We start from the raw sequence: 24,270 nt of genomic DNA, 5'->3' as shown, positions 1-24,270 counted from the left end.
CTCAGCGCTCGGCGGTGGCGTGCTGGTGCATGGCATCGATCGCCAGGGCCGAATGGGCATAGGCGCCGCCGGCACGCATCTCGGCCGCGACCCAGATCGCCTCCATGATCTCCTGCTCGCTCGCGCCGTGCCTGAGCGCGGCCTCGGTATGGCCGCGGATGCAGTATGGACACTGCGTGACGTGGGCGACCGCGACGGCGATGAGCTGCTTGGTCTTGGTCGGCAAGGCGCCCTCGGCGAACACGGCGGCGCTGAAGGCCTTGAACGCCTCGAGTGGCGCGGGGGCGAGTTCGCGCCGCTTGCGCGCGATGTCGAGGCTTGCCTGCGGATACATCGACTGATCCATGACGGTACTCCTGGTGGCCATGCCGGCAGGGTCCGTTGCGTGCCAGCGATGCCCTGGTGAAGGCGCCTGCGCTGCGCCGGCTCACAGTCCGGCGTTGTTGCGCTCCAGCACGCGTTCGGCGCGGTAACTTGAACGTACCAGCGGTCCCGATACCGCCTCGACGAAACCCTTGGCCAGGGCCAGATCGCGGTAGCTGCGGAACTCGTCGGGGCTGACGAAGCGCTCCACCGGCAGGTGGTGTTCGGTCGGCCGCAGGTATTGGCCCAGCGTCACGATATCGACACCGGCCGAACGCATGTCGTCGAACGCCTGCTCGATCTCCGCATCGGTCTCGCCCAGGCCCAGCATGAGGCTGGTCTTGGTCAGTGTCTGCGGTGCGTGGCGCTTGGCAAAGGCCAGCACGTCGAGCGTGCGCGCGTAACCGGCGCGCGGATCACGCACGCGGCGGGTCAGCCGTTCGACCGTTTCCAGGTTCTGCGCATAGGTCGCCAGGCCGGCATCGAGCACCGCGGCCACGTCCTCGTGCCGACCGCAAAAATCGGGCGTGAGCGCCTCGACCGCGGTCTCGGGCGCGCGCTGGTGGATCATGCGGATGCAGGCGGCGTAGTGGCCAGCGCCGCCATCGGGCAGATCGTCGCGGTCGACCGAGGTCAACACGACGTACTTGAGCTTCATCAGCGCCACCGCATCGGCCACCTGCACCGGCTCGAGCGGATCGAGCCAACCATGCGGGTTGCCGGTGCTGACCGCGCAGAACCTGCACGCACGCGTGCATACCGAGCCCATCAGCATCATCGTCGCGGTACCGCTGCTCCAGCACTCGGCGATGTTCGGGCAGCGCGATTCCTCGCAGACGGTGTGCAGCTTGTGGCCCCTGACGATGTCATGCACCGCCTCGTAGCGCGCACCGGCCGGCAAGCGGATGCGCAGCCATGGCGGCTTGCGCCCGACATCGGGCTTGCCGGTGTTGTCGTTGGGCCGCATGCCGCCATGCACGGCGCGGATGCCTTCCGGCGTGGTGTACTTCTCGCCGCTGTGCAGCGCGCGTTTGCTGGATTCGTGGCTCACTTGGTCCCCTGGCGTTCGAGCATCGGCAGCTTGTTGGCGACGCCGTTCCATTGATCGGCATCCGCCGGCGGCTCGATGCGGGCGGCGATCACCGGCCACGACGGCGCCAGTTCGGCGTTGATCTGCAGGAAGTTCTCCTGCCCTGCGGGCACATCGTCCTCGGCGAAGATCGCCTCGGCCGGGCATTCGGCCACGCACAGCGTGCAATCGATGCACTCGAGCGGGTCGATCGCGAGGAAGTTGGCGCCTTCGTGGAAACAGTCGACCGGACAGACCTCGACACAGTCGGTGTACTTGCACTTGATGCAGTTGTCGGTGACGACGTGCGTCACGGCCATCTCCTTGGAGCCAGCATGCGGCAGCGCGCAATTCTAATACGCTGCCCGCGCGCAGTGGGTCATCGCCTCGCTCATGGCTTGAGCGCCGACAGGTACAGCGCGAGGTTGGCGATGTCGGTGTCGCTCAGATCCCTGGCCATCGGCGCCATGATCGGATTCGGGCGCTCGCCATCGCGGAACTGCTGCAGCGTCGACACCAGGTATTCCTGCTTCTGGCCGGCCAGGTTCGGGTAAATCGGGGCCACCGAAATGCCGGTCGGCCCGTGGCACGCGACGCAGGTCGTCTCGTAGCGGGCCTTGCCGGCCGCCGGGTCGGCCGCCCGCGCGGCGCCGGCGAAACAACCGGCAGCCAGTGCGCAGGCGGCGATCATCGCGGACTTGTTCATCGTAGCGGCTCCGGCGCCGACTCGGTGGGACGGCGCCTCGTCGGCGTGCGTCGTGGCGGCGGGTCGGTACAGCGCTGCCCACAACGCGACCGTCGGGACCAGGCAGCCGGCCCAGAAGCCACCCCAGAAGGTGAGGTTGGGCAGGGTCGCCAGCGGCAGCAGCGACAGCACTCCGAGCGCGATGGCCAGCGCGATGTTGACGTTGCTGAACCAGCGCGCCGGATCGCTGCGCCGCGCCCACAGCGCGAGCACGAGGATCGCCAGCGCGAACGCGCCCAGCGGCAGGAAGCGCCGCTCCACCCAGGTTGGATGCAGGATCGTTGCCCAGGCGAGCACGAGACCGACCAGTGTGTTGATGAGGTTGGGAATCATGGGCGCGACTCCTCATCGCCATGCAGACGTTGCAGAAAACGCCAGGTGGCCGGCGGGATCACCGCATAGACCAGCGCGCTGGCGAGGATCAGCAGTTTCCAGCCCACATCGAGCGGAGTACGTACCGCGATCAGCAGCGCGATCGCGAAGGCCAGCAGCCAGCACGCCTGACCGGCGCGCACCAGGGCCGGGCGCGACCACAGCCGGCCAGCGCCGTAGAGGCCGCCGTAGCCGCCACCGGCCAGCACCAGCAGGCCCATCAAGGCCGCCGTCTCGAGCAGCGCGGCAGGGTTCATGCCGGCTCCGGCGCGGCCGCGATGGCCGGCGCGCGGCGTGGCGAGCGCAGCAGGTCGTACACCAGCGCGACGTAGCCGGCCGCGAACACCACGCCAAACAACATGCGCGCATACATGCCGGACTTGAACCACAGGTTCTCCGACGCCGTGGTGAATGCCATCAGCGTCGAGCCGCCGATCGCGCGGCCATAGAACGCTTGCGCCATGCCGGCGAGCAACAGCGCCATCACCATGCCGACCATGCCGAGGTTGAGCAGGCCAAAGCCCCAGCGCCAGGTGCGCCCGGCCAGCATCGGCACGCCAGTCACGCGCTGCCTGGCCACGTACATCACCGCGATCACGCCGCAGACGTAGGCGCCATAGAACGCAAAGTGGCCATGCGACACAGTCCACTGCGTGCCATGCGAAAACAGGTTGATTTGTGGCAGCGTCATCATGAAGCCCCAGATGCCAGCACCGATGAAGTTGCCCAAAGCCTCGGCGGTGATCCAGTAGAACGCCGGCTGGTTGTTGGTCTTGAGCCGGTGCATGCCGGCGTCGTACACCGCATGCACGACCATGCCCAGCAGCGGCAACGGCTCCAGCGCCGAGAAGAAGCCGCCGATCGCGAGCCAGTACTGCGGCGTGCCGATCCAGAAGTAGTGATGGCCAAGACCGAGGATGCCGGCGCCGAGCACGAGCATGACCTCGATGTACAGCCACGCCTCCACGATGCGCCGCGAGGTGCCCATCACGTCCATCAGCACCAGCGCCATGATGCAGCCGATCAACACCTCCCAGGTGCTCTCCACCCACATGTGCACCAGCCACCACCACCAGTACAGGTCGGTCGACATGTTGGTGTCGGCGGGAAACGCATCCAGGTACACCACCACCAGCGGAATGAGGTCGAGCACCATCACCCACATGATGCCGGTCATGCGACGCGCCTTGACGCAGGTGCCGACCACGTTCCACGAAAACACCAGCAGGATCGCCACGATGCCGATCGCGGCCCAGCGCGGCGCCTCCACGTACTTGCGCCCCTGGTTGATGAACCACAGCGTGAATTCGCTGGCGCTGCCGTACTGCACCAACAGGAACGTCGCCGCTACCAGCGCCACCGCCACGCAGAACACCCAGAACGTGATTTCGGCAGCTCGAATGCCGGCCATTTCGCGGCCCAGTTCCTTGGGCAGATACCAGTACACCGCGCCGACAAATGCCATCAGCAGCCAGATCACGAGCACGTCGATGTGCATGATCTTGGAGGTATTGAAGTTGAGCGTGTTGAACAGCATCGACGGGAACAGGTAGTACGCCGCCGACAGCAGGCCGAACACGATCATCACGCCGAACAACGCGATCGCCGCGGTGAAGTAGCGCAGCGCGAGTCGCTGCGAGCGGTACAGCGGTTCGGCGGCAGGCATGGTGTCGACGCTCATCGCATGCTCCTGCCGAAATTGGCCGGAAAGCCATTGGTGTCGATCGCCGACAGCCACTTGAGATAGGCCACCGTGGCGCGGGCCTCGTTCTCGGTAATGGCGAGATCGGGCATCGCGCGCGTCCAGGTCGGGTACCGGTCCGGATGCATGAGGAACGCGACCATCGCCTCCTCGCGCGTGCTCTTGCCGGTCATCGGCATCCAGATCTGCGACCAGGCCGGATCGAGCCAGGCCTTGGTGAGATCGGGGCCGTAATAGGCGCCATTGCCGAAGATCGTGTGGCAGTCCATGCAGGCCCGGCTCTGGATCACGAGTTTGCCGGTACGCATCAGCGCCGCAGCCTCGGTGGCGCTCACCGGCTGGCCGAACAGCGGCTCGGGCGCGCCGATCACGGGCACGTCGGCGCGCCGGTTCCAGTCGTACTGGTAGTCGATGTGCCGGTTGATCACGTCATAGGGCGGCACATTGATGCCACCGGCCCGGATGTAGCGCATGCTGTCGAGCGACAGGAAGGCGAGCACGACCAGCATGACCAGGGTCGTGCTGACGGCGCCGGCGCGCCAGAAGGAAGGATCCTCGATATCCACGTGTTTGCACCTCCGCTTCGCTGAGCAGCGGTTGCGGCGGCCGAAGACGAGCTGGCAGGAGCGAGATCGGGGGCCACACCGGATGTGCCGTGCATGATGATCCGGCCGGCGCCGTTTGTACATTGATCCATGTCAAAACAATGCCGGCCAATCGATGGGCGGCTTGGACACGGGTCCACGCGAAGCTCGCGACGATGATCTGCAACAGAGTTGGCTGGGGCGGCAGGATTCGAACCTGCGAATGCCGGGATCAAAACCCGGTGCCTTACCGCTTGGCGACGCCCCACCGAATCGGCATGGGCCTTGCGCCCCTGCCACCTGCACCTGCGGCACGCTCGCGTGCCTTGCCACCACGCCGGGCCGCGGCCCGACGGCCACCCGGTGTACCTGCGGGCCGCCTCAGTCGCGCCGCCACGCGCGGCGCGCGGCCAGCAGCGGCGACTCGTCGACGCCCTGTGCCACCCAGGCCCGGAACTGCGGCGGACACTGCCGCGCAATCGCCTCGGCCTGCGTCATCGACGCCACGGCGACGAAACCACAACCGCCACTGCCCGACAGTTGCGCATCGCCAAACCGGCCGAGCCAGTCCAGTGCCGCCGCGACCGGCGCAAACCGCTTCCGCACCACCGGCGCGAACACGTTGCCGCTGACCGCACCGGCGCGGAAGTCCGCTATTGTCGTTGGCGTGCTATTGCGCGTCAATTCAGGCACCTGGAACAAGGCGGCGGTCGGCACCGCGCACTGCGGGTCGACGATCACGTAGCTGCGCGCAGGCAGCTCGAGCGCGGTCAGGCGATCGCCCACCCCGGTTGCCCAGGCACTGCGGCCGCGCACGAACACCGGCACATCGGCGCCCAGGCGCCTGCCCAGTTCGGCCAGCGCATCCTCGCCCAGGGCCGTGTCCCACACCGCATCGAGCCCGACCAGCACGCTGGCCGCATCCGAGCTGCCGCCACCGAGTCCACCGCCGAGCGGAATGTGCTTGTCGAGCTCGATGTCCACGCCCCAGCGACAACCGGTGGCCGCGCGCAGCGCCTGTGCCGCGCGCACGGTCAGGTCGTCGGCTTCGGCGACTCCGGCCAGCGCGCGCACGCGCCGCACCTGCCCGTCGTCACGCCGGCGCAGTCGCACCCGGTCGCCGCGATCGAGCAGTTGGAACACGGTTTCGAGCTCGTGATAACCGTCCTCACGGCGACCGGTGATGTGCAGGAACAGGTTGAGCTTGGCCGGTGCCGGCCATTGGCTCCAGGCCGCAGGCATCGTGCTCACGGCTGCCAACTGCGGATCGCCAGGCGCACGCGCTCCTCACCGCGACTGGCGAACACGCGACGCGGCAACGGTGGCGACTGCGTCATGTCGTAGTCGCCGTAACGGATCGTCCAGCCGTCCTGCTCGATCTGCGCCGGCAGTCCCTGCGCATCGAATGCCATCTGCGCCGGTCCGGGCGCGCGCAATGCGCGCACCCAGGCCACCAGTTGCGCGAACGGCACCTGCCAGCCGAGCTCGCGCTGCAGCAGGTCCGCCGCATCGCGGCCCTGCAACGTGCCATCGCGCAGGCCGTCGAGCCGCGCCTGCGCGGCATCACCCGACAGCACCCAGGTGCGGCCGGTGACCGGCGCGTGCACGGTGAAACGGTAGTTCGCCCCATCCTGCTGCCAACTCAGCGAACCACTGCCGCTGTCGTGTGCATTGGCCACGCCCAGGCGCCCCTCGAGCACCCAATGCGTGCGCGCGGCCAGTATGCGTTCGCGTTCGCTCTGCGCTGCCGGAATCGCGCTGCTGGTGCTGCGGCGCGCCGGCGGCGTCACGCAGGCGGCAAGACTCGCCAGCAGCCCGGCCAGCAGCAGGCGCGCACCGAGCCGCCTCATCGCGTCAGCCGCTCGATGGTCTCGAGCAGCGCCTTGTTGTCGGCGTGTTTCCGCCGCGCTTCATCCCATACCTTGCGCGCCTCGGCCTGTTCGCCCTTGACCCACAGCACTTCGCCCAGATGCGCGGCGATGTCGGGATCGGCCTGCTTGGCATAGGCGCGGCGCAGGTCCCTCAGCGAGGCCTCGAGATCGCCGAGCCGGTACTGCACCCAACCGAGGCTGTCGATGATGGCCGGCTCGTCGGGCTTGAGTTCGAGTGCGCGGCGGATCAGTGCGAGCGCCTCGTGCTGGCGCTCGCTGTCACCCTTGGCATGGTCGGCGATGGTGTAACCGAGCGCGTTGAGCGCCTCGGCATTGTCGGGCTGCAACTCGACGATGCGGCGCAGGTCGGCCTCGCCGGCCGCGACCTCGCCCTGGTTGATGCGGTACAGCGCCCGCGCGTACAGCACGCGCGTGTCGTCGGGACTGGCCTGCAGCGCCTGCGCGTAGACCGCCAGCGCCTCGGCCGCGCGCCCGCGCTTGCCAAGCATGTCGGCCTCGAGCAGACGCACGTTGCGCTGCCGGTCGGGATCGCCCTGGCTCTGCGCCAGCAGCCGGTGCAGCGTCGCGACGGCGGCGTCGCCGCGGGCGGATCCGTCGAGCACGATCGCGCTGCGCAACTGCGCGTCGAAGTAGCGCTCGTCGTCGTCGCCGATCGCACGGTACCAGCCCAGTGCCGCCGCCGGGCGGTCGAGCATTTCGGCAAGCTGGCCGAGCAGGTACAGGCGTTCGCCGTCGCGCTGGCCCTTGGCCGCCTCCAGTTCGCGGTACAGCGCACTCATCAGCGTCTTGTCGTCGGCCCGCGCGGCGTAGGCGGCCCGCGCGGCATAGCTGGTCTGGTCCTGCTTGCCGACCGCCAGCACCGCGGCGGCGGCGGCATTGTCACCATCCTGCCCCAGCAACGCGGCGTAGCCGGTGCGCAGGCGGCGGCTGTCGGCATGGCGCCGCAACGCCTCGGCGTAGATCGTGCGCGCACGCACCACCTCGCGACCCGCGACGGCCAGCTGCGCGCTCCAGGCGTAGGCATCCTCGCCATGGAAGCGCTTGACCGCAGCGTCGGCCAGTCGCCGCGCCAGCGACGCATCGCCGAGCCGGAACGCGAGCTGGCTGACGGCGACCGCCGTGCCTTCGTTGAGCTCGGCGCGCGTGCCCGGCACGAGTCGCGCCAGCAGCACCGCGGCGGCGATCTTGTCGGGGGCATTCATGAGCATCTGCGCCACCAGCCGCCAGCCCTGCTCATCGTCGCGGCTGGCCAGCCGCTGCAGCACGGCCAGTGCCTCGTCGCCACGGCCCTCGCCGAGCGCGATCCAGGCTTGCGCCTGTTCGACGCCCGGTGCAGCCGGCGTCAGCGCCCGCCAGCGGACCAGCGATCGCTGCGCGAGAGCCCAGTCCTGCCGCGACAGTGCGAGCTGGGTCGCGACCTCGGCCACTGCCGGATCGTCGGACAGCTCGGCCGCCGCCGCATACCCCTGCGCTGCCGTGGCCAGGTCGTCGTTCTGCAACGCGAACTGGGCAGCCAGCACCTTGGCCAGGAGGTCGTGCTGCGCATCGACCGCACGCACCGACGACGGCGCCGGCGGCAGCGCACTGCGCGGCGCCGGTGCCGAGGCACACGCCGCGAGCAGCATGGCGAGCCCACTGCCCGCCACCCCGACGCCAACGCGGAAACGAAACAAGAATCGCATGCAACGCCTTGTCTTGCTTGATATCGAACAGCGGCGACCGCACAATTTGCGCGACCCGCCGCACGAGGTTCTAGCTTAGCCGATCCTGCGCGTGCATCCGGTCCTCCCGCGCGCGTGCCGCAGCGCAGCTCTCGAACCGACTCATGGCGCTGATTGCCGTTGGACTCAACCACCAGACCGCCCCCGTCGCGCTGCGCGAGCGTGTCGCTTTCACCGGCGAAGCGATGCCGCCGGCGCTGGGCGAGCTGGCCGCGCAACCGGGCGTGCAGGAAGCGGCCATCCTGTCCACCTGCAATCGCACCGAACTGTACTGCACGGTCGAAGCCGGCGCCGAGGGCGTGCCCGCCGACTGGCTCAACCGCCACCATGGCTTGACCCAGGCGCGGGTCGACGAGTTCCTGTACCGCCACGCCGATGCCGACGCGGTGCGCCACCTGTTCCGCGTCGCCACCGGCCTCGAGTCGATGGTGCTGGGCGAGCCGCAGATCCTCGGCCAGGTCAAGGATGCCTACAGCCGTGCCCGTGAGGCGCATACGCTGAAGTCGCCGCTCGAGCGCCTGTTCCAGAACACCTTCGCGGTGGCCAAGCGCGTGCGCTCGGACACCAGCATCGGTGCCAACCCGGTGTCGGTCGCATTCACGGCGGTACGCCTGGCCGAGCGCGTGTTCACCGACCTGCGCCAGGCCTGCGTGCTGCTGATCGGCGCCGGCGAGACGATCGAACTGGCCGCGCGCCACCTTGGCGACGCCAATGTGCGGCGCCTCATCGTCGCCAACCGCACGCTCGACAACGCGCAGGCGCTGGCGGCGCGTTTCGGCGCCTACGCGATCGCGCTGGCCGACCTCGACCGCCACCTGCCCGAAGCCGACATCGTGATCGCCTCGACGGCCAGCCGCGACCCGATCCTGCAGCGTGCCCAGGTCGAGGCCGCGATCACGCGCCGCAAGCGTCGACCGATGTTTCTCGTCGACATCGCGGTGCCGCGCGACATCGACCCGACAGTGGCGCAGATCGAGGACGTGTACCTGTACACGATCGACGACCTGCGCGGCATCATCGACGACAACCTGCGCTCGCGCCACGAGGCCGCGCTGCAGGCCGAGGCGATGATCGAACTGTCGGTCGACCATTTCATGGGCTGGTGGCACGCCTGGCATGCAGGCAATCCCGTCGTCGACCTGCGCCGCCAGGCCCGGGACGACCGCGATCAGGTGTTGGCCAAGGCGCGCAGCCTGCTCGCGCGCGGCCGCTCGCCCGAGGAAGCACTCGACTTCCTCGCCTACACGCTCACCAACAAGTTGCTGCACGCACCGAGCGCCCACCTGCGCGAAGCCGCGCTGCGCGGCGACGCGGAACTGCTGCAGGCCGCCAATCGCCTGTTCGACCTCGATCCGGCGACCGGCAAGCAGCGCGAGCGTTAGCGCGCCGGCGCAAACGCATCACGCCTGCGCGCTGCGCGACCGCGACGGAGCGAACCGCGGGACCCGCGGCAGCGAGCGGCAAACCGCATCCATCTCGCCTTGCCGTCCTGCCGCTCCGCCACCGCGCCCACGCCATCGCCGCCCTCGACCCGCGCTCCGCCGCAGCCTGCCTGCCAACCCTCACCGTCGACTCCCGCCGCATGCAAGCCTCGATCCGCCGCAAACTCGAACAACTGGCCGAACGCCACGAGGAACTGGAGCGCCTGCTGGCGAGCAGCGAGGTGCTCGGCGATGCCCGCCGCCTGCGCGAAGTCTCGCGCGAACACGCCCAGCTCGGCCCGCTGGCGGCTGCGCTCAAGGCCTGGGACGCCAACGCGCGCGCGCTGGCCGACGCCGAAGCGATGCTGCGCGATGCCGACCTTGCGGAACTGGCCGCGGCCGAGATTCCGGCGCTGGAGGCGGCCCGCGTCGCGCTCGAGGACGAGCTCAACCGCGCATTGATCCCGACCGATCCGCGCGACGAGGGCAACCTGTTCCTCGAGATCCGCGCCGGCACCGGCGGCGACGAGGCCGCGATCTTCGCCGGCGATCTGCTGCGCATGTACCTGCGATACGCCGAACGGCGCCGCTGGCAGGTCGACATCCTGTCGGCCAGCGCGGGCGAGCACGGCGGCTACCGCGAAGTGATCGCGCGCGTCGAGGGTAACGGCGCCTATTCGCGCCTCAAGTACGAGTCGGGCACGCACCGCGTGCAGCGCGTGCCGGCAACCGAGTCGCAAGGCCGCATCCACACTTCGGCGGCCACGGTGGCGATCCTGCCCGAGCTCGACGAGATCGACGAGGTACCGATCAGCGACGCCGACCTGCGCATCGACACCTTCCGCGCCTCGGGCGCGGGCGGCCAGCACGTCAACAAGACCGACTCGGCGATCCGCATCACCCACCTGCCCAGCGGCATCGTGGTCGAGTGTCAGGACGAACGCAGCCAGCACAAGAACCGTGCGCGGGCGCTGGCGCTGCTGCGCGCCCGCCTGCTCGACGAGGCACAGTCCAAGCAGACCGCCGCGCAAGCCGAAGCGCGGCGCCTGCAGGTCGGCTCGGGCGACCGCAGCCAACGCATCCGCACCTACAACTATCCGCAGGGTCGCATCACCGACCACCGCATCAACCTGACGCTGTACCGCCTGCCGGCGATCCTCGACGGCGATCTCGACGAACTCGTCGATGCGCTCACGCGCGAGGACCAGGCCGACCAGCTCAAGCTGCTGACCGGTCCGGCCTGAGCACGGCGCGCACGGCATCGCGAGCGGCGGCAGCGGTGGCAGGACCGGCGCGGGCAGGCAAGCCCGATGCTGCCGCTCAAGCTGTGGCGAGATGGCGCCGCGCCACCTCGGCGTACAGGGCCGGCAGGCGCTCGAGGTCGGCGATCGCGACACATTCGTCGACCTTGTGGATCGTCGCATTGCACAGGCCCAGTTCGATCACCTCGGCGCCGAGCGGCGCGATGAAACGCCCGTCGGACGTGCCGCCGCCGGTACTCTGTTCGGGTTCGATACCGCAGTGGCTGGCGATCGCGGCCAGTGCCGCCCGCCGCAGCGGACCATCGGGCGTGAGGAAGGGCTCGCCCGACAGATGCCAGTCGATGCTGAACCTGACGCCATGCCGGCGCAGGATCGCCTCGCTGCGCTCACGCAGGTCCTGCGCCGTGCTCGCGGTGCCGAAACGGAAGTTGCAGACCACGCGCAGGCGGCCCGGGATGACGTTGTCGGCGCCGGTCCCGGCCTCGATGTTGGAAATCTGGAACGAGGTCGGCGGGAATGCCGCATTGCCCTCGTCCCAGCGCGTCGCCACCAGTTCGGCCAGCGCCGGCGCGATGCGGTGGATCGGGTTGTCGGCTTGGTCAGGATAGGCGACGTGTCCCTGCACGCCCTCGACCCGCAGCCGCCCCGTCAGCGAGCCGCGGCGACCGATGCGGACGAGGTCGCCGAGCCGCGCCTTCGACGACGGCTCGCCGACCACGCAGGCGTCGATGCGCTGGCCGCGCTCGCGAAACAGATCGGCGACGCGACGCACGCCGTCGATGGCCATGCCTTCCTCGTCCGAAGTCACGAGCAGCGCCACCGTGCCACGATGATCGGGCTGCCCGCGGACGAAGTCTTCGAGCGCAACGACCATCGCCGCGACGCCCGACTTCATGTCCGCCGCGCCGCGGCCGTACAGGTGCAGCGTGCCGTCATGGCCGACCGCCTCCGGATTCTCGCGGCCAGGAACATCGCAGGAGCGAATACTCGGCTCGAACGGCGGCGATGACCACGCCTCGGCCGGACCGCTCGGCACCACGTCGGTGTGGCCGAGAAAAACGAACACGGGCGCGCCGCTGCCATGCGTCGCCCACAGGTTGTCGACGTCGCCGAAACGCAGATGCTCGATCGCAAAGCCCGCACGTTCGAGGCGCGCGGCGATGAGCGCCTGACAGCCCGCATCATCGGGCGTGACCGAGGCGCGGCGGATCAGTTCGCAGGTGAGGTCGAGCACGTCCGACATGGCCACTCCATTACTTGCCGAACAGCTTCTTGAAGCCGTTGTCGCTGAAGCCCTGGTGCACGCTGCCGTCGTCGAGCACGACGAGCGGACGCCGCACCAGCGCGGGATGCTCCTTGATGAGCAGCAGCCACTCGGCGTCGCTGCCGGGCGACTTGCGCGCCTCCGGCAGCGCGCGCCACGTCGTCGACGCGCGGTTGACGAATTTCTCCCAGCCGCCGACCGCCTTCGCCCATGCCTTCAGCGACTCGGCCGCAATGCGCTGCTCGCGATAGTCGATGAACGCGTACGGCAGCTTGAAGCGGTCGAGCCAGTTGCGCGCCTTCCTGCAGGTGTCGCAGTTGTCGAGGCCGTGGATCGTGGCGGTCATGCTCATGCCCTCAGCAGCTCGTTGAGCGCGGTCTTGGCGCGCGTCCTGGCATCGACCTTCTTGACGATCACGGCCGCATACAGGCTGTGGCTGCCGTCGCCGGCGGGCAGCGAGCCCGCCACCACGACGCTGCCGGCCGGCACGCGGCCATAGCTGATCGTGCCGCTGGCGCGGTCGTAGATCTTCGTCGATTGGCCGAGGAACACGCCCATGCCGATCACGCTGCCCTGCTCCACGATCACGCCCTCGACGACCTCCGAGCGGGCACCGATGAAGCAGTCGTCCTCGATGATGGTCGGGTTCGCCTGCAGCGGCTCGAGCACACCGCCGATGCCGACGCCGCCGGACAGGTGCACGTTGGCGCCGATCTGCGCGCAGGACCCGACCGTGGCCCAGGTGTCGACCATCGTGCCCGCGCCGACACGGGCACCGATGTTGACGTAGCTCGGCATGAGCACGGCATCGCGCGCCACGTGCGCGCCGCGTCGCACCAGCGCGCCAGGCACGAGCCGCGCGCCGGTCGCGCGCAGCGCGGCTTCGTCGGCATCGGCAAAGCGCAGCGGCACCTTGTCGAACGCGCCCATCGGCCCGCCGTCCATGAGCCGGTTCGGATGCAGGCGGAAGTACAGCAGCACGGCCTTCTTGAGCCAGGCATTGACCTGCCAGCCACCTGCGACCGGTTCGGCCACGCGCAGCGAACCATCCTCGAGACCGTCCATGATCCGTTCGATGGCCGGGCGCAGCTCGCGCTCGAACGCTGTCGCGGCCAGCGCATCGCGCTGCTGCCAGGCCGCGTCGATCAGGGTTTCCAGATTCTGCATGCCGCGATCCTCGTGATCATTCATTGAGATGGAGCCCCGAACGCCCGCGCCAACGCCACGCGCACGGCCTCGCGCGCCGGCGCGTCGAGCGCCTTGCCGTTGCCGTCGGTCAACGTGAAGAAATCCTCGACGCGCTCGCCGAAGGTGGCGATGCGCGCATCGTGCACGCGCACGCGCGCCTCGCGCAACGCCAGCGCGATCTGCGCCAGCATGCCGGGCCGGTCGCTGCCGACGAGCGCGAGCTGGGTCGCGTCGTCGCCATCGCTGAAGGCGACGTGTGGCGCGCTCTGGAAATGACGCAGGCGACGCGGCAACTGGCGCCGGGTCGCGCGCGGCTGCAGTTCGCGCGGCGCCAGCGCCTGCAGCAGCGCGGCGCGCAGCGCCGCGCTGCGTTCGCCGTCGAGCGGCGCGAGACTGCGCGCGTCGATGATCTCGAAGGTGTCGAACACCCGGCGTTGCGGCGAGACCAGCAGGCGCGCGCGCGTCACGCTGATTCCGAGCCGGTCGAGCGTGACCATGATCGTCGCGAACAGGCCGTCGCGGTCGGGGGCGCACACGAACAGGTCGCTGCTGCCGCGCGCCGGCGCGGAGTCGATCGCCACCACCACATCGTGCTCGGCACGACCGGCGATCGCGCGGGCCTGGAACAGGATCTGCTCGGCGCGGAAGCGCAGGAAGGCATCGTCGGGCAGATCGTCGAGCGCCACGATGACCGCGCTCGGCTGCGTCTGCTCGCGCGCCAGCGCGAGCGCGCGCTCGCGCTTGGCGGCGATGCGTTCGCCGGCGTGCTGCGGCTGCTGCAGGCCCGCGCGCAGCACGTAGCGCGCGGCCACGTGCAGGTCGGCCAGCAGGCGCGCCTTCCAGCCGTTCCACAGCCTCGGGTTGGTGCCGGCGATGTCGGCCATCGTCAGCAGGTAAAGGTAATCCAGTCGCGTGCGGTCGCCGACCGCACTGGCGAACCGGTGCACCACTTGTGGATCGGTGATGTCCTGGCGCTGCGCCGTGACGCTCATCAGCAGGTGATGACGCACGAGCCAGGCAACGAGCTCGACATCGTGGCCTGGCAGGCCCAACTGCAGGCAGAACTGGCGCGCCTCGACCTCGCCGAGCTCGCTGTGGTCGCCGCCGCGACCCTTGGCGATGTCGTGCAGCAGCGCGGCGAGCAGCAGCAGCTCGGGCTGGGGCAGTTCGGCGTACACGTGGTCGGCCTCGGGAAAGCGCTCGCGTGCACCGGCATCGGCGAAACTCGCCACGTTGCGCAGCACGCGCAGCGTGTGCTCGTCGACCGTGTAGACATGGAACAGGTCGTACTGCATGCGTCCGACGATGCGCCGGAATGCCGGCAGCAAGGCCGCCAGCACGCCATGGCGGTTCATGCGCGCGAGCGCCTCCACCGCCGGCGCGCCACGCCGCAGCAGGGCGAGGAAGGCATCGCGCACCGCCGCATCCTCGGCGAACGCCTCGCCATGGCTGGCCAGTGCCTGCTGCAGCAGGCGCATCGCCTGCGCAGTCAGCCCGTGCAGCTCCGGGTGGTCCAGTTGTGCCGCGAACAGCGCGATGACCGCCGCCGGTCGCTGCACCAGCAGCGTGCCGGCACGTGGTTCGATGCGCTGGCCGCGCGCGAGGAAATCGGCATCGAGCTCGCGCACCGCTGCATCCGGGCCGAGCAGTTCGGTGCAGCGCTCGACGAACTGCGCGCCAAGCCGCTCGACGATGGTGGCGGCGCGGTAGTAGGCCTGCATGAAACGCTCGACGCCAAGGTTGTCGGCATGTTCGTCCTCGAAGCCAAGCTGCGTCGCCAGCGTGCGCTGGTAGTCGAACAACAGCCGCTCCTGGGCCCGGCCTGCCGCCAGATGCAGCGCAAACCGGTAGCGCTCGAGCGTGGCCTGCGCGCGCAACAGGGCCTCGCGCTCGGTGGCATCGAGCAGGTCGCGTGCCACCATCAGGTCGAAATCGCCCGCGCCGGCGGTGCGGCGGCCAAGCCAGCGCATGAGGTCGAGCGTGCGCAGGCCGCCGGGACCGTCCTTGAGATCGGGCTCGAGGTTGTAGGCCGTGTCGTTGCAGCGCGCGAAGCGCGCCGCCTGCTCGGCGACCTTGGCGGCGAGGAAGGCCGCCGCCGGCCACAACGCGTGATCATCGACGATCGGCTGCAGCACCTGTCCGTCGCCGGCCAGCGCGCGCGCGTCGAGCAGGCTGGTGAACACGCTGACGTCGCTGGCCGCCAGCGCTCGGCATTGCGCAGGGTCGCGCACGGCGTGCCCGGGCCTGAGGCCAACGTCCCACAGGCAGGCGAACAGGGCCTCGAGCGCACGCGCCTGGCGCGCCAGCTCGGGCGCCTCGCCGAGCACGAGCAGGTCGAGGTCCGAATGCGGGAACAACGCGCCGCGGCCATAGCCGCCAACCGCCAGCAGGGTGCAGCCTGGCGCGTCGCCAAGGCAGGCACGCCAGACGTGGCCGACCAGCGTGTCGACCCAGGCGGCGCGGCGCCGGCTCAGCGCGGCAGCGTCGCCACCAGCGTGGAATGCCGCCGCCAGCGCACGCTCGCCATCGGCGAGCCACTGGCGCAGCGCAAGGCGGGCATCGGGGGAAACGCCGCTGCGCGGTGGCGCCGCGGGCAGGTGCGGCAGCGCAGGCAGCGACGCCGGCATTGCTCAGGCCGGCTCGGGCCAGGGGGTGAGGATTTCGTAACCGTCGTCGGTGACGGCGATGGTGTGTTCCCACTGCGCCGACAGCGAATGATCCTTGGTGACCACGGTCCAGCCGTCGGGCAGCAGGCGCGTGTACGGCTTGCCGGCGTTGATCATCGGCTCGACGGTGAAGGTCATGCCCTTCTGCAGGCGCAGGCCGGCGCCGGGATGGCCGTAATGCAGGACCTGTGGGTCCTCGTGATAGATCTGCCCGATGCCGTGGCCGCAGTATTCGCGCACCACCGAATAGCCGCGCCCTTCGGCATGCTGCTGGATCGCGTGGCCGATGTCGCCGAGCGTGGCGCCGGGACGCACCTGCTCGATGCCGAGCATCATCGCCTCGAACGTGGTGTCGACCAGGCGCCGCGCCAGTACCGACGGCGTGCCGACGAAGTACATGCGACTGGTATCGCCATGCCAGCCATCCTTGATGACCGTGATGTCGATGTTGACGATGTCGCCATCGCGCAGCGTCTTGGCCGGGCTCGGGATGCCGTGGCAGATCACATGGTTGACCGAGGTGCACAGGGTCTTGGGGAAGCCCTTGTAGCCGACGTTGGCCGGGATCGCCTTCTGCACATTGACGATATGGTCATGGGCCAGACGGTCGAGCTCCTCGGTGGTGACGCCGGGCCTGACATGGGGCACGAGCATTTCCAGCACTTCGGCGGCGAGGCGGCCGGCAACGCGCATCTGCTCGATCTGCGCGGGGGTCTTGACGGTAACGGGCATGGCTTCTCGATATGGGGTGCTGGCGCCGACGCGCCGGCCAAGCTATCATTCTACGGTTCCACACCGCGACTTTCACGGTTCGGGGTGGAGCGACAGATGCGGTCCGGCGGGCAATCCGCAAGGCCGCAACGGCAATCGTGCCGAATCCGCACACGCATCGTCACCGCGTCCGGGGTGCCCTGCAAGGGGTCGTTCGCGGCGGGTGCGTGGAGGTCAAACCCCGGAATTGCTGCAGGCCCTGCCGCCTGCCGCGCCTGTCCACGGGCAGGCATGGCAACGGTGCGTCCGCCGCGATTCCCTTGCATGAAGGAATACCTGCAATGCCTCAAGTCACCATGCGCCAGATGCTCGAAGCCGGCGTGCATTTCGGCCACCAGACCCGCTACTGGAACCCGCGCATGGCGCCGTACATCTTCGGCGCGCGCGGCAAGATCCACATCATCAACCTCGAAAAGACGCTGCCGCTGTTCAGCGATGCGATGAACTTCCTGTCGGCGATCGCGCAGAAGCGCGGCACGATCCTCTTCGTCGGCACCAAGCGCTCGGCGCGCGAGGCGATCAAGGAAGAAGCGGCCCGCTGCGGCATGCCCTACATCAGCCAGCGCTGGCTCGGCGGCATGCTGACCAACTTCCGCACCGTCAAGCAGTCGGTCAGTCGCCTCAAGGAACTGGAGACGATGGCGACCGACGGCAGCCATGACCGCCTGGTCAAGCACGAAGTGCTGCGCCTCACGCGCGAGAAGGACAAGCTCGAGAGCTCGCTCGGTGGCATCAAGGACATGGGCCGCCTGCCCGACGCGCTGTTCGTGATCGATATCGGCCACGAGGACATCGCGATCAAGGAAGCCAAGAAGCTCGGCATCCCGGTCGTCGCCGTGGTCGATACCAACTACGACCCGGCCCTGGTCGATTACGCGATCCCGGGCAATGACGACGCGATCCGCGCGGTGCAGCTGTACGCCGCCGCCGCCGCCGACGCCGTGCTCGAGGGCAAGGCTGCGGCACCGGCCGCCGCGGCAGGCGACCGCGACGAATTCGTCGAACTCGACGCCGACGGCAACCCGGTGGTGAAGAAGGAAGCGCGCGAGCGCGACGATCGCCGCCGCCCGTCCGGCCCGCGCAAGCCCGGCGCCGACAAGCGTCCGGCCGGCAAGGGCCGCCCGGCGCCGCCGCGCGGCCGTCCGGCCAAGGACGACGCCCCCGCCAGCCCCGACAGCGCCGAGTAAGCACGCGCGTGTCACGGCGACGCCATGGCGGTAACGCCCGGCGTCGCCGAACCCCTGCCCGATGGCCGCAGCGCGCTGCGCCGGCCGTCCGGCACCCCCGATCTGCGCGCCTGCGCGCATCCGCCACGAGGACACCATGGAAATCACCGCATCACTGGTCAAGGACCTGCGCGAGCGCACCGGCGCCGGCATGATGGAGTGCAAGAAGGCACTCACCGAGAACAAGGGCGACATCGACACCGCTGCCGAATGGCTGCGCAAGCAAGGCCTGGCCAAGGCCGACAAGAAGGCCAGCCGTGTCGCCGCCGAGGGTCGCATCGTGCTCGCCCAGGACGCCGGCAAGGCCGTGTTGGTCGAGATCAACTCCGAGACCGATTTCGTCGCCAACGACGACAACTTCAAGAATTTCGCCAGCACCGTGGCACAGGTCGCGCTGAGCTCGGGCGCGCATGACATCGATGCGCTCAAGGCCGCCAGGCTCGCCACCGGCGAGACGGTTGAGGAAGCGCGCGCCGCGATCGTCGCCAAGGTCGGCGAAAACGTGCAGGTGCGACGCCTGATCCGCATCGACAGCGCCAACACCGTCGCCGCCTACGTGCACGGCGGCCGCATCGGCGTGCTGGTCGAGACCAAGGGTGGTGATGCCGACTTCGCGCGCGGCGTGGCCATGCATGTGGCCGCGATGAATCCGCCCTACAACAAGGCCAGCGACGTGCCGGCCGAGTTCGTCGCCAAGGAGAAGGAGATCGAACTGGCGCGCATGAGCGAGAAGGACAAGGCCAAGCCGGCGGAAATCCTCGAGAAGATCATCGGCGGCAAGGTCGCCAAGATCATCAACGAGAACACGCTGTACGGCCAGCCCTACGTGCTCGACACCGACAAGAGCGTCGAGGCCGCCGCCAAGGCCGCCGGCGCCGACGTGCTCGGTTTCCATCGCCTCGCGGTCGGCGAAGGCATCGAGAAGGTGGTCGAGGACTACGCCGCCGAAGTGATGAAGCAGGCTGGCCTGGCCTGACCGGGCAAGCGCTCCGAAGGCAAAAAGGCCGCGCTCGTCGCGGCCTTTTTCATGGCCGGCGCCCCAGCGGCGGTGGCGCCTACCGCTCGTCGGGACCGCGGCGCCCGCCGCCGGCGGCCACCGGCAGCCGCCAGCCGCGCCACACCGCCATCATGCGCAGGCCGAAACACAGCGCCGCCGCGCCGCCGACGGTCACTGGCATCGGCCAGTGCGCGAGTTCGCCGACCACCACGAGTACCGCGCCCGCCAGCGCAGCCACCGCATACAGGTCGGCGCGCAGCACCATCGGCACATCGGTCAGCAGCAGGTCACGCGCCATGCCACCGCCGATGCCGGTCAGCATGCCCAGCAGCGCCGCCATCACCGGGTGCAGGCCGAACGCGAGTGCCTTCTCGGTGCCCGCCACCGCGAACAGCGCCAGTCCGGCCGCATCGAACATGCGCACGGGGTTGCGCAGGCGCTCGATCAGCGGGCACCACAGGAAGCTGACCACCCCGGCGCAGGCCGACACCGCCAGGTAGTGCCAGTTGGCGATCGCCGCCGGCGGCACGGCGCCGATCAGCAGGTCGCGCGTGATGCCGCCCGCGGTGGCTGCCGCAAACGACACCACCAGCACCCCGAACAGATCGAGTCGGCGCCGCACCGCCGCAGTGGCGCCGCTGAGCGCGAACACGAACGTGCCGCACAGGTCGAGCAGATCGATGAGGAGCTTCATGGACGGCATCACGCATTCCCTGGTGGCATCCCGGGCCGATGACACAACGCTGCGCAACGACCGAGGCAGTCGCTACAATACGTGAGTTTGCCCGACGGAACGCCTCATGAGCACTGAACTCAAGCACAAGCGCATCCTGCTCAAGCTGTCCGGTGAGGCGCTGATGGGCGACGCCGACTACGGCATCGACCCCAAGGTCCTGCAGCGGCTGGCCCGCGAGATCATCGAGGTGCAGCGCGCCGGGGTGCAGGTCGGGGTCGTCATCGGCGGTGGCAATATCTTCCGCGGCGCCGGTCTCGCCGCCGCCGGCATGGATCGCGTCACCGCCGACCACATGGGCATGCTGGCCACGGTGATGAACGCACTGGCGATGCAGGACGCGATCGAGAAGGCCGGCGGCTACGCGCGCACGATGAGCGCGATCAAGATCAACGAGGTGTGCGAGGACTTCATCCGCCGCCGCGCGATCCGCCACATCGAGAAAGGCCGCATCGCGCTGTTCGCGGCTGGTACCGGCAACCCGTTCTTCACCACCGACTCGGCCGCCGCGCTGCGCGCGATCGAGATCGGCGCCGACCTGCTGCTCAAGGCCACCAAGGTCGACGGCGTGTACAGCGCCGACCCGGCCAAGGATCCCAGCGCCACCCGCTACGAGCACCTGAGCTACAACGAGGTGATCGAGCGCAACCTGCAGGTGATGGACACCAGCGCGATCGCGCTGTGCCGCGACAACAAGGTGCCGCTGCGCATCTACGACCTGTCGCGTGAGGGCGACCTCATGCGCATCATGCGCGGCGAGCCGATCGGCACCCTGGTCGACACGCGCCGCTAGCGGCCCGTGCACTGGCGCGCTGCGGGGCGCTGCTATACTCGCGACCGTTTCCGGCTGCCGTTGCGAACCTCGCCCCATGCTCGACACGATCAAGAAGGATGCGCAGACGCGCATGCACAAGAGCGTCGAATCGCTCCGCCACGAACTCACGCGCCTGCGTACCGGGCGCGCCAGCACCGCGCTGATCGAACCGCTCAAGGTGCCCTACTACGGCACCGACACGCCGATCACCCAGGTTGCGAGCGTGGCGATCGCCGATGCGCGCTCGATCACGATCACGCCGTTCGAGAAGACCATGGTGGGGCCGGTGGAGAAGGCGATCCTGGCCTCGGATCTCGGCCTCACCCCGACCACGGTCGGCCAGGTCATCCGCATCAACCTGCCCGCCCTGACCGAGGAGCGGCGCAAGGAACTGTCCAAGCACGTTGCCCACGAGGGCGAGAACGCCAAGGTCGCCGTGCGCAACGTGCGCCGCGACGCGCTGCACCAGGTCAAGGAGCTGGTCAAGGACAAGCAGATCAGCGAGGACGACGAGCGGCGCGCCGGCGAGGAAATCCAGAAGTTCACCGACAAGTTCATCAAGGACGTGGACGGCGTGGTCAAGGCCAAGGAAGACGAGCTGATGGCGATGTGAGGGGACGCTGATTGGCAATTCGTGACCGGTAGCAGCGGACGCGCGCGGGCACTCGACGAGTGCCGCCGCCAACACCCCTCACGCGTTGCCCACCGCGCCGCCTTGTTGCCGATCACCAATCACGGATCACCATGTCCATCCCTCGCCACATCGCCATCGTCATGGACGGCAACGGCCGCTGGGCCCAGCGTCGCCACCTGCCGCGCAAGTTGGGCCATCGCGAGGGGCAGAAGGCGGTACGCGCGACGGTCGAGCATTGCCGCCAGCGCGGCGTGGCTGCACTCACGCTGTTCGCGTTCTCCAGCGAAAACTGGCAGCGCCCGGGCGATGAAGTGCATGCGCTGATGCAACTGTTCGTGAAGGCGCTCGACAGCGAGGTCGACGAACTGCACCGCAACGGCGTGCGCCTGACGTTCATCGGCGACCTCGACCGCTTCGACGCCGAGCTGTCGGCGCGCATGCGGGCGGCGATGGCGCGCACCGCCGGCAACGACGCACTGCGCCTCAACGTGGCCGTCAACTACGGTGGACGCTGGGACATCGCGCAGGCCGCGCGCGGCATCGCCGGCGCAGCGATGCGTGGCGAGATCGCGCTCGATGCGATCGACGAGCTCACGCTGGCGCCGTGGCTGTGCCTGGCCGACCAGGTGCCAATCGACCTGTTCATCCGCACCGGGGGCGAACTGCGCGTGAGCAACTTCCTGCTGTGGCAGCTCGCCTACGCCGAGCTGTACTTCACCGACACGTTGTGGCCCGATTTCGACGCCGCCGCGCTCGACGCCGCCATCGACGCCTTCGCGCAGCGCGAACGTCGCTACGGCCACACCTCCGCGCAACTGCGCGCCACCGGCTGAGCGACGTGCTCAAGCAACGCACGATCACCGCACTCATCCTCGCGCCGCTGGTGGTCGCCATCATATTGATGGCGCCGAACTGGCTGTTCGCACTGGTCGTCGCCGCGCTGTTCCTTGGCGCGAGCTGGGAGTGGACGCTGCTCGCCGGCATCGGCAGCGCAGCGGCGCGCGGCGGCGCCGTGCTGCTGGTCGCGGCGCTGATCGCGCTGGCCTGGCCATTGCACGGCACTCCCGGCGCCGCCGGCGTGATCGCGGTCGGCCTGCTGTGGTGGACGCTGTCGCTGCTGTGGCTGCGCCACTTCGCCTACGCCGCTGCGCCGACGCGCGAGAACACCGCCCTCAAGTTCGCCGCCTGCATCGTCGCGGTAGTGCCAGCCTGGCTCGCGCTCGTGCAGCTGCACGCGCAGTCGCCGCATGGCCCGTATTGGGCGCTGCTGGCGATCCTGCTGGTGTGGGCCGCCGATACCGGCGCCTACTTTGCCGGCACCCGCTTTGGCCGCCGCAAGCTGGCGCCGCGCATCAGCCCCAACAAGACCTGGGCCGGGGTGTGGGGCGCGTTCGCGCTGGCTGGCGCGGTGGCACTGGTGGGCGGCGGTCTGCTCGGTTGGCGCGACGGCTGGCTGGTCGCCCTGCTCGGCGCGGCCCTGCTCAGCGTCGCCGCTTCGATCGTCGGCGATCTCGTCGAGAGTCTGCTCAAGCGCCACGCCAACGTGAAGGATTCGGGCGCCCTGTTCCCCGGTCATGGTGGCCTGCTCGACCGCGCCGACAGCCTGCTGGCGGCACTGCCGGTGTTCGCCGCCGGCAAGATGCTGCTCGACCTGCTGCGCCAGCCATGAGATCGCTCGCGGTCCTCGGCGCGACCGGCTCGATCGGCGCCAGCACGCTCGATGTGGTCGCGCGTCACCCCGCGCGCTACCGGATCGGCGCACTGGCAGCGCATCGCAACGCCGCCAAGCTGGCCGAACTGTGTGCGCAGTTCCGTCCCGAGCTCGCCGTCATCGCCGATCCAGCCTGCGCCGCGGAGCTGCGCGCGCGCCTGCACGCACTGGGCGCGAGCTGCCGCGTCGAAGCCGGGCCGGCTGCACTGGTCGAGGCTGCCACCGGCGCGCATTGCGACACCGTGGTGGCGGCGATCGTCGGCGCCGCCGGCCTGCCCTCGGTGCTGGCCGCGGCACAGGCGGGCAAGCGCCTGCTGCTGGCCAACAAGGAAGCGATCGTCATGGCCGGCGCCCTGCTCAAGGCCGCGCTGCGCGAGGGCGGCGGCGAGCTGCTGCCGCTCGATTCCGAGCACAACGCGGTGTTCCAGTGCCTGCCGCGCGAGCGCCACTCGCTGGCCGCGGCCGGTGTGCGCCGCATCGTGCTGACGGCCTCGGGCGGCCCGTTCCGTGGCCGCCGCCGCGACGAGCTGGCCGCGATCACGCCGGCGCAGGCCTGCGCCCACCCGAACTGGAGCATGGGCCGCAAGATCTCGGTCGACTCGGCCACGCTCGTCAACAAGGGATTGGAGGTCATCGAGGCCCACCACCTGTTCGATGCCGCGCCCGACCAGATCGAGGTGGTGGTGCACCCGCAGAGCCTCATCCATTCGCTGGTCGAATACGTCGACGGCTCGCTGCTGGCCCAGCTCGGCCTGCCCGACATGCGCACCGCGATCGCCTACGCGCTGGCCTGGCCCGAACGCATCGATGCCGGAGTCGGCGCGCTCGACCTGGCGGGCGCGGCCCGGCTCGACTTCGAAGCGCCCGACCTCGCCACCTTCCGCGGCCTGGCGCTTGCCTATGCCGCGCTGCGCGCGGGCGGCAGCGCGCCGATCGTGCTCAACGCCGCCAACGAGGAAGCAGTGGCGGCCTTCCTCGACGGCAGGCTCGGCTTCCTCGGCATCAGCGAGGTCATCGAGCGCTGCCTCGACGGCCTGCCGCCGCAGCCCGTGACCGACCTCACGGCCGTCCTTGACGCCGATTTAACGGCCCGTCGGCAAGCGGTCCGTATCATTGGCGAACTGTCGGCCTGAGC

At 69.5% G+C, this 24,270-nt stretch carries 24 protein-coding genes, 1 tRNA gene and 1 pseudogene; 9 read left to right on the top strand and 17 right to left on the bottom strand.

Going from position 1 to position 24,270, the window contains the following annotated elements; all coding sequences use genetic code 11:
- Position 1 precedes the first annotated feature (1 nt).
- From KF903_RS00815 to KF903_RS00765, 11 genes are all read right to left on the bottom strand, one after another.
- Complete coding sequence (locus tag KF903_RS00815) at positions 2 to 346, bottom strand: carboxymuconolactone decarboxylase family protein (protein WP_291209821.1); 345 nt, start codon at positions 344 to 346, stop codon at positions 2 to 4.
- An 81-nt stretch (positions 347 to 427) separates the two neighbouring features.
- Positions 428 to 1,414, bottom strand: coding sequence for a lipoyl synthase (lipA, locus tag KF903_RS00810; protein ID WP_291209819.1), 987 nt, complete (start codon positions 1,412 to 1,414; stop codon positions 428 to 430).
- The gene (gene fdxA, locus KF903_RS00805) at positions 1,411 to 1,746 is read right to left on the bottom strand and encodes a ferredoxin FdxA (protein WP_291209817.1); all 336 of its coding nucleotides are present in this window, start codon (positions 1,744 to 1,746) and stop codon (positions 1,411 to 1,413) included. Before fdxA ends, lipA begins: the two co-directional genes overlap by 4 nt.
- Before the next feature lie 77 nt (positions 1,747 to 1,823).
- Complete coding sequence (locus KF903_RS00800; protein WP_291209816.1) at positions 1,824 to 2,510, bottom strand: cytochrome c; 687 nt, start codon at positions 2,508 to 2,510, stop codon at positions 1,824 to 1,826.
- Positions 2,507 to 2,806 (bottom strand): hypothetical protein, encoded by a 300-nt coding sequence (locus KF903_RS00795; protein WP_291209814.1) that lies wholly within the window; start codon positions 2,804 to 2,806, stop codon positions 2,507 to 2,509. The genes KF903_RS00800 and KF903_RS00795 overlap by 4 nt, the downstream gene beginning before the upstream one ends.
- Entirely contained in the window at positions 2,803 to 4,230 is a 1,428-nt protein-coding gene (locus KF903_RS00790; protein WP_291209812.1) for a cbb3-type cytochrome c oxidase subunit I, read from the bottom strand. The genes KF903_RS00795 and KF903_RS00790 overlap by 4 nt, the downstream gene beginning before the upstream one ends.
- Positions 4,227 to 4,817 (bottom strand): c-type cytochrome, encoded by a 591-nt coding sequence (locus KF903_RS00785; RefSeq protein ID WP_291209810.1) that lies wholly within the window; start codon positions 4,815 to 4,817, stop codon positions 4,227 to 4,229. The genes KF903_RS00790 and KF903_RS00785 overlap by 4 nt, the downstream gene beginning before the upstream one ends.
- Positions 4,818 to 5,028: 211 nt before the next feature.
- Positions 5,029 to 5,103 (bottom strand) — tRNA-Gln (locus KF903_RS00780).
- Between the two features lie 113 nt (positions 5,104 to 5,216).
- Positions 5,217 to 6,077 (bottom strand): 4-(cytidine 5'-diphospho)-2-C-methyl-D-erythritol kinase, encoded by an 861-nt coding sequence (gene ispE / locus KF903_RS00775; protein WP_291210037.1) that lies wholly within the window; start codon positions 6,075 to 6,077, stop codon positions 5,217 to 5,219.
- Positions 6,078 to 6,082: 5 nt separating this feature from the next.
- Positions 6,083 to 6,685 (bottom strand): lipoprotein insertase outer membrane protein LolB, encoded by a 603-nt coding sequence (lolB, locus tag KF903_RS00770; protein WP_291209809.1) that lies wholly within the window; start codon positions 6,683 to 6,685, stop codon positions 6,083 to 6,085.
- Entirely contained in the window at positions 6,682 to 8,409 is a 1,728-nt protein-coding gene (locus KF903_RS00765) for a tetratricopeptide repeat protein (RefSeq protein ID WP_291209807.1), read from the bottom strand. The genes lolB and KF903_RS00765 overlap by 4 nt, the downstream gene beginning before the upstream one ends.
- 143 nt (positions 8,410 to 8,552) lie before the next feature.
- On the opposite strand from KF903_RS00765, the gene hemA reads away from it, so the two are divergent.
- Together hemA and prfA are read left to right on the top strand one after the other, a co-directional pair.
- Positions 8,553 to 9,830, top strand: coding sequence for a glutamyl-tRNA reductase (gene hemA / locus KF903_RS00760; protein WP_291209805.1), 1,278 nt, complete (start codon positions 8,553 to 8,555; stop codon positions 9,828 to 9,830).
- A gap of 200 nt (positions 9,831 to 10,030) precedes the next feature.
- A complete protein-coding gene (gene prfA, locus KF903_RS00755; protein WP_291209804.1) occupies positions 10,031 to 11,113 on the top strand; it encodes a peptide chain release factor 1 in 1,083 nt (360 codons plus the stop codon).
- Positions 11,114 to 11,189: 76 nt separating this feature from the next.
- Here prfA and dapE read toward each other — a convergent pair whose 3' ends face one another.
- The 5 genes and pseudogenes from dapE to map form a co-directional block, all read right to left on the bottom strand.
- The gene (gene dapE, locus KF903_RS00750) at positions 11,190 to 12,374 is read right to left on the bottom strand and encodes a succinyl-diaminopimelate desuccinylase (RefSeq protein WP_291209802.1); all 1,185 of its coding nucleotides are present in this window, start codon (positions 12,372 to 12,374) and stop codon (positions 11,190 to 11,192) included.
- 10 nt (positions 12,375 to 12,384) lie between these two features.
- Positions 12,385 to 12,741, bottom strand: coding sequence for a Spx/MgsR family RNA polymerase-binding regulatory protein (locus KF903_RS00745; RefSeq protein WP_291210035.1), 357 nt, complete (start codon positions 12,739 to 12,741; stop codon positions 12,385 to 12,387).
- A gap of 2 nt (positions 12,742 to 12,743) precedes the next feature.
- Positions 12,744 to 13,553: pseudogene (gene dapD / locus KF903_RS00740) on the bottom strand (2,3,4,5-tetrahydropyridine-2,6-dicarboxylate N-succinyltransferase); the annotation flags it as partial.
- Between the two features lie 29 nt (positions 13,554 to 13,582).
- The gene (gene glnD / locus KF903_RS00735; protein WP_291209798.1) at positions 13,583 to 16,210 is read right to left on the bottom strand and encodes a [protein-PII] uridylyltransferase; all 2,628 of its coding nucleotides are present in this window, start codon (positions 16,208 to 16,210) and stop codon (positions 13,583 to 13,585) included.
- A 3-nt stretch (positions 16,211 to 16,213) separates the two neighbouring features.
- The gene (gene map / locus KF903_RS00730) at positions 16,214 to 16,981 is read right to left on the bottom strand and encodes a type I methionyl aminopeptidase (protein ID WP_291209797.1); all 768 of its coding nucleotides are present in this window, start codon (positions 16,979 to 16,981) and stop codon (positions 16,214 to 16,216) included.
- A 320-nt stretch (positions 16,982 to 17,301) separates the two neighbouring features.
- Between map and rpsB the strand changes: the two genes are divergently transcribed.
- Positions 17,302 to 18,207 carry a 30S ribosomal protein S2 gene (rpsB, locus tag KF903_RS00725; protein WP_291209795.1) on the top strand — a complete coding sequence of 302 codons (906 nt, stop codon included), beginning with the start codon at positions 17,302 to 17,304 and terminating at the stop codon, positions 18,205 to 18,207.
- A gap of 136 nt (positions 18,208 to 18,343) precedes the next feature.
- The gene (tsf, locus tag KF903_RS00720) at positions 18,344 to 19,222 is read left to right on the top strand and encodes a translation elongation factor Ts (RefSeq protein WP_291209793.1); all 879 of its coding nucleotides are present in this window, start codon (positions 18,344 to 18,346) and stop codon (positions 19,220 to 19,222) included.
- 79 nt (positions 19,223 to 19,301) lie between these two features.
- Here tsf and KF903_RS00715 read toward each other — a convergent pair whose 3' ends face one another.
- Positions 19,302 to 19,937 carry a trimeric intracellular cation channel family protein gene (locus tag KF903_RS00715; RefSeq protein ID WP_291209792.1) on the bottom strand — a complete coding sequence of 212 codons (636 nt, stop codon included), beginning with the start codon at positions 19,935 to 19,937 and terminating at the stop codon, positions 19,302 to 19,304.
- Between the two features lie 106 nt (positions 19,938 to 20,043).
- Here KF903_RS00715 and pyrH point away from each other — a divergent pair, with 106 nt between their 5' ends.
- The 5 genes from pyrH to KF903_RS00690 all read left to right on the top strand — a co-directional run bounded on the left by pyrH (position 20,044) and on the right by KF903_RS00690 (position 24,268).
- On the top strand, positions 20,044 to 20,769 hold the full coding sequence (gene pyrH / locus KF903_RS00710) for a UMP kinase (RefSeq protein WP_291209790.1): 726 nt from the start codon (positions 20,044 to 20,046) through the stop codon (positions 20,767 to 20,769).
- Between the two features lie 76 nt (positions 20,770 to 20,845).
- Positions 20,846 to 21,403, top strand: coding sequence for a ribosome recycling factor (gene frr / locus KF903_RS00705; RefSeq protein WP_291209789.1), 558 nt, complete (start codon positions 20,846 to 20,848; stop codon positions 21,401 to 21,403).
- A gap of 131 nt (positions 21,404 to 21,534) precedes the next feature.
- Positions 21,535 to 22,257: a polyprenyl diphosphate synthase gene (gene uppS / locus KF903_RS00700; RefSeq protein WP_291209787.1), complete on the top strand. Its 723-nt coding sequence runs from the start codon at positions 21,535 to 21,537 to the stop codon at positions 22,255 to 22,257.
- Between the two features lie 5 nt (positions 22,258 to 22,262).
- A complete protein-coding gene (locus tag KF903_RS00695) occupies positions 22,263 to 23,093 on the top strand; it encodes a phosphatidate cytidylyltransferase (RefSeq protein ID WP_291209785.1) in 831 nt (276 codons plus the stop codon).
- On the top strand, positions 23,090 to 24,268 hold the full coding sequence (locus KF903_RS00690; protein ID WP_291209783.1) for a 1-deoxy-D-xylulose-5-phosphate reductoisomerase: 1,179 nt from the start codon (positions 23,090 to 23,092) through the stop codon (positions 24,266 to 24,268). Before KF903_RS00695 ends, KF903_RS00690 begins: the two co-directional genes overlap by 4 nt.
- Positions 24,269 to 24,270: the final 2 nt, after the last annotated feature.

The sequence above is a fragment of the Dokdonella sp. genome, assembly GCF_019634845.1.
Taxonomy (GTDB): Bacteria; Pseudomonadota; Gammaproteobacteria; order Xanthomonadales; family Rhodanobacteraceae; genus Dokdonella_A.
This window is presented reverse-complemented; position numbering and strand designations above follow the sequence as displayed.